Source organism: Nocardia sp. NPDC003345, assembly GCF_053589395.1.
Map to the genome: position 1 here is coordinate 1 of NZ_JBSFRU010000432.1, position 4,500 is coordinate 4,500.

Annotated in this window: 5 protein-coding genes; 1 reads left to right on the plus strand and 4 read right to left on the minus strand. The window is 68.4% G+C overall.

Features of this window, described 5'->3' with window-relative positions:
* Nucleotides 1-153: 153 nt before the first annotated feature.
* Together ACWDU1_RS29955 and ACWDU1_RS29960 are read right to left on the minus strand one after the other, a co-directional pair.
* Complete coding sequence (locus ACWDU1_RS29955; protein WP_450003613.1) at nucleotides 154-1,305, minus strand: acetyl-CoA C-acetyltransferase; 1,152 nt, start codon at nucleotides 1,303-1,305, stop codon at nucleotides 154-156.
* Nucleotides 1,306-1,349: 44 nt separating this feature from the next.
* A complete protein-coding gene (locus tag ACWDU1_RS29960; protein ID WP_450003606.1) occupies nucleotides 1,350-1,961 on the minus strand; it encodes a TetR/AcrR family transcriptional regulator in 612 nt (203 codons plus the stop codon).
* 254 nt (nucleotides 1,962-2,215) lie between these two features.
* Between ACWDU1_RS29960 and ACWDU1_RS29965 the strand changes: the two genes are divergently transcribed.
* A complete protein-coding gene (locus ACWDU1_RS29965) occupies nucleotides 2,216-2,722 on the plus strand; it encodes a nitroreductase family deazaflavin-dependent oxidoreductase (protein ID WP_450003608.1) in 507 nt (168 codons plus the stop codon).
* 7 nt (nucleotides 2,723-2,729) lie between these two features.
* On the opposite strand, the gene ACWDU1_RS29970 is transcribed toward ACWDU1_RS29965, so the two are convergent.
* Together ACWDU1_RS29970 and ACWDU1_RS29975 are read right to left on the minus strand one after the other, a co-directional pair.
* Entirely contained in the window at nucleotides 2,730-3,527 is a 798-nt protein-coding gene (locus ACWDU1_RS29970; protein ID WP_450003609.1) for an SDR family oxidoreductase, read from the minus strand.
* A partial coding sequence (locus tag ACWDU1_RS29975; RefSeq protein WP_450003611.1) for an acyl-CoA dehydrogenase family protein occupies nucleotides 3,524-4,500 on the minus strand: 977 nt, incomplete at its 5' end. The genes ACWDU1_RS29975 and ACWDU1_RS29970, both read right to left, overlap by 4 nt.

Below are 4,500 nucleotides of genomic sequence, written 5' to 3' on the forward strand. Positions count from 1 at the left end.
CTCGAAGCGCACGTGGCGAAGCCACAAGTCTCGAGGGCCGACAGCAGACGCCAAGGGGGCCGAACCCTCGAGCGGCGGAGCCGCTCCAAAATTACAGCCGAACCCTTGACGGAGGGTTCCGCTCCAAATACCTCAGCTCAACAGCCCGATATTTCAGCTCATTCGCTCGATGATGGTGGCGTTGGCCGTCCCGCCACCCTCACAGATGGTGAGCAGGCCGTAGCGCCCGTCGATCCGCTCGAGTTCGTTGAGCAGGGTCGCGAACAGTTTCGCCCCGGTCGCCCCCAGCGGATGCCCCAGCGCGATGGCGCCGCCGTTCACGTTCACCTTCTCCGGGTCGGCGCCGGTTTCCTTCAGCCAGGCCAGCACCACCGGGGCGAAGGCCTCGTTGATCTCGACCACGTCGATATCGTCGATGGTCAGGCCGGTCTTCTCCAGCGCCCACTTGGTGGCGGGAATGGGTGCGGTGAGCATGTAGAGGGGGTCGGCACCGCGGGCGCTGACGTGGATGATCCGGGCCCGTGGCTTCAGGCCGTACTCCTGTACCGCCCAGTCCGAGGCGAGCAGGGTGGCGCTGGCGCCGTCGGAGATCTGCGAGGCCACCGCGGCTGTCAGCGGGCTGCCCTCTTCCAGCGCGGGCAGTGTTGCCATCTTCTCCAGGCTGGTTTCGCGCGGCCCCTGGTCGATCCAGAAATCACCGACCGGGACGATCTCCTTGTCGAACCGGCCCGCCTTGATGGCCGCGCGGGCCCGCTCGTGACTGCGCAGCGCCCAGCGCTCCATCTCCGCACGGCTGATGCCCCACTTCTCGGCGATCATCTGCGCGCCCCGGAACTGTGACACCTCGGCGGTGCCGTAGCGGTGATCCCAGCCCTTGGCGCCCACGAACGGCGAGTCGAAGCCGTATTCCTTACCGGCGATCATGGCCGCGGAGATCGGGATGGCGCTCATGTTCTGCACACCGCCGGCCACGATCACCTCCGCGGTACCGCTCATGATGGCCTGGGCGCCGAAGTTGATGGCCTGCTGGCTGGATCCGCACTGCCGGTCCACGGTGACCCCGGGAACCTCTTCGGGGTAGCCGGCGGCCAGCCACATGGTGCGGCCGATATTGCCGGCCTGCGGCCCGACATTGTCCACGCAGCCGACGATCACGTCGTCGACATGGGCCGGGTCGACGGGGTTGCGTCCGAGCAGGCCCTGCAGCGCGGCCGCGCCGAGATCCGCCGGATGGACCTCGGCCAGTGCGCCGTTGCGCTTACCGACCGGAGTGCGCACCGCGTCGATCACATAGGCCTCACGCAGCGGTGCGTAGGGGCGGCGGGCAGGAGTTGCCATGGGAATCTCTCCTAATGGGTGTGGCCCGGCACGGTGAGCCCGTCGAGCACGATGGTGAGGTACTGCTTGGCGAGGGTGTCCACGGTGACCGATCCGCCACCAGGCCGGTACCAGCGCACGGCCACCCAGACGGTGTCGCGCAGGAAGCGGTAGGCCATATCGACGTCGAGTTCGGGCCGGAAACTGCCGTCGGCGACGCCGCTGGTGAGTACGCGTCGCCACAGATCCCGGAACTCGCGGTTGTAGTCGTTGATGTAGTCGAAGCGGGATACGGTCTGGAGCCGTTTGGCCTCGGATTGGTAGATGGCGACCGCGGCGTGGGAGCGATCGAACGATTCGTAGGAGGCCAGCACCAGGGCTTCGAGGGTGGCGCGGGAATTCAGGCCGGCGGCCACGATCTCGCGGTAGCGTCCGAACAGTTCGTCCAGGAACCCGCGCAGGATCTCGTCCACCATGCCCTCTTTGGAGGAGAAGTGGTGGTAGAGACTGCCGGAGAGGATGCCGGCGGCGTCGGCGATATCACGCACCGTGGTCGCGCGCACGCCCCGATCGGCGAACAGCTCGGCCGCCAGGTCGAGGAGTTCGGTTCGCCGGGCCGATTTCGTGGAGTCGGGTGCGGTCACCCCGCCATGATACAACCAAGCATTTGCTTGGTCTATGGTGGCCGAAACGAAACGGGCCCGGGGTTTCCGGCTCCCCCCTCCTATCGGAGCCGGACCCCACCGGGCCCGAATCACAGAAGCGGCGCGGCCGCACTACTTCCGATCTGTTGGACGCTTGCCCGCCGGAACGGGTTCCACCGAGTGCGAACGTTCTCGCGCCGGACAGCCGGGCGAATCGGCGGGAGCACCCGGGAGGCGCCGGTATATTGCCGCGCATGACGACGCCTTTCCCGCAGCGGCAGTGGGGTTCTCCGGACGGTCTGCCGGCCCGTGCGGCGAGCGCTCTCGCCGCCACGAAGGTGGGGTCCCGTGTCATCCGCGCCCTCACGCCGCTGGATCGCCGGTTGCTGGAACGCACCGGCGCCAGATACACCGTGCTCGGGCCGGTCGGAGTCCCGGTGATCCTGCTGACCACCACCGGCCGCCGGTCCGGACAGCCGCGGACCCAGCCGCTGCTGTGCGTGCACGACGGTGCCACCCTGTACATCGTCGGCAGCAATTTCGGCCAGGCGCACCACCCGGCCTGGACTGCCAATCTGCTCGCGAACCCGGGCGCCACCGTCGCCATCGCGGGCGAACGTATTCCGGTGACGGCCGCGCTCGTGGAGGGCGCGGCCGCCGACGCGGTCTTCCAGCGTTTCGTCGATATCACCGGCGCCTACGCGGCGTACCGCACCCGGACCGACCGGAATCTGCGTATCTTCGCGCTGACCCGGGCCTGAGGCGCGACTACGCGCGCTGACTGCTGATCGACACGATTTCACCGGTCAGGTAGGTGGTGTAGTCGCTGGCGAGCATCGCGATGGTGGCCGCGACCTCCCACGGTTCGGCCGCGCGGCCGAACGCCTCCCGCTCGGAGAGCCGGTCGAGCAGTTCGGAGGAACTGGTCTTGTCGAGGAAGGCGTGCCGGGCGATGCTCGGCGATACCGCGTTGATCCGGACCCCGAGTTCGGCCGCCTCCACCGCACTGCACCTGGTCAGCGCCATCACGCCCGCCTTTGCCGCGGCGTAGTGGGCCTGCCCGTACTGGGCCCGCCAGCCCAGCACACTGGCGTTGTTGACGATCACGCCGCCGTGCTTCGCGTCCCGGAAGTAGTTGAGCGCGGCCCGGGTGCAGCGGAAGGTGCCGTTGAGAGTGATGTCGAGGACCTTGTCCCACTGTTCGTCGGTCATATCGACCACGGGGGTCTCACCGCCGAGTCCGGCGTTGTTGACGAAGATCTCGACCCCGCCCAGCGCCGCGGCGGATCCGCGCACGAGTTCGTCGACCTGCCGGGTGCTGGTGACATCGCAGACGATGGCGTGCACCTTACGGTCGGCGAACTCCTCCGACAGTTCGGCGCGGGTCGCCTCCAGACGCCGTTCGTGCCAGTCCGACACCACCACGTCGGCGCCTTCGGCCAGCAGCCGGCGGGCGGTCGCGGAGCCGATCCCGGTACCGGCGGCCGCGGTGACCACGGCCCGGCGGCCGGCGAGGAGTCCGTGCCCGGGGGTCTGCTGCGGCGCGACCGACAGCGGCCCGCTCACTGCCGGGCCTCGCGGGGAAGTCCGAGCACCCGCTCGGAGATGATGTTGCGCTGCACTTCGTTCGAACCTCCGTAGATCGTATCGGCGCGGGTGAACAGGTACAGCCGCTGCCATTCGTCGAGATCACCGTCCGCGGCGACCAGCCCGGCGGCGCCGCGGACCGCCATGGCCAGTTCACCGAGACCGCGATGCCAGTTGGCCCAGAGCAGTTTGCCCACCGAGGCCTGCCCGCCGTCGTCGGCGGTTTCGGCCATGGTGCGCATGGCGTGTGCCCGCAACACTCGCAGACCCACCCAGGCCCGGTCGATCTTGTCCACCAGTAGCGGGTCGTCGAGGGCGCCGGATTCCCGGGCCAGTTCCTCGATGGCGGCCAGCTCGCGGGCGAAGCGGATCTGCTGGCCGAGGGTCGAGATACCGCGTTCGACATTGAGGGTGCCCATGGCGACCCGCCAGCCGTCGCCGGGTTCGCCGACCACCAGGTCGGCATCGGTGCGGGCGTTGTCGAAGAACACCTCGTTGAATTCGGAGGTGCCGGTGAGCTGGTTGATCGGACGCACCTCGATACCGGGCTGATCCATCGGCACCAGCAGGTACGAAAGACCTTTATGGCGTTTGGAACCGGGTTCGGTGCGGCAGACCGCGAAACACCAGTCGGCCACATGGGCCAGCGAGGTCCAGATCTTCTGCCCGTTGATCGACCACTGGTCACCGTCGAGGCGCGCCGAAGTGGAGACAGCGGCGAGATCGGACCCGGCGCCGGGTTCGGAGTAGCCCTGGCACCACAGTTCGGTGACCGTGCGGATCCCGGGCAGGAAGCGGTCGCGCTGGGCGTCGGTACCGAAGGCGAGCAGGGTCGGTCCGAGCAGTTCCTCACCCACATGCGAGACCCGCGCGGGCGCGTTGGCCTTGGCATATTCCTCGTGGAAGATGATCTGCTGCCCGACGCTCGCGGCGCGGCCGCCGTATTCGACCG

Bases quoted from the DNA above. Each gene is read 5' to 3' on its own strand.
- ACWDU1_RS29965 (WP_450003608.1), top strand. From the start codon at position 2,216: ATGACGACGCCTTTCCCGCAGCGGCAGTGGGGTTCTCCGGACGGTCTG.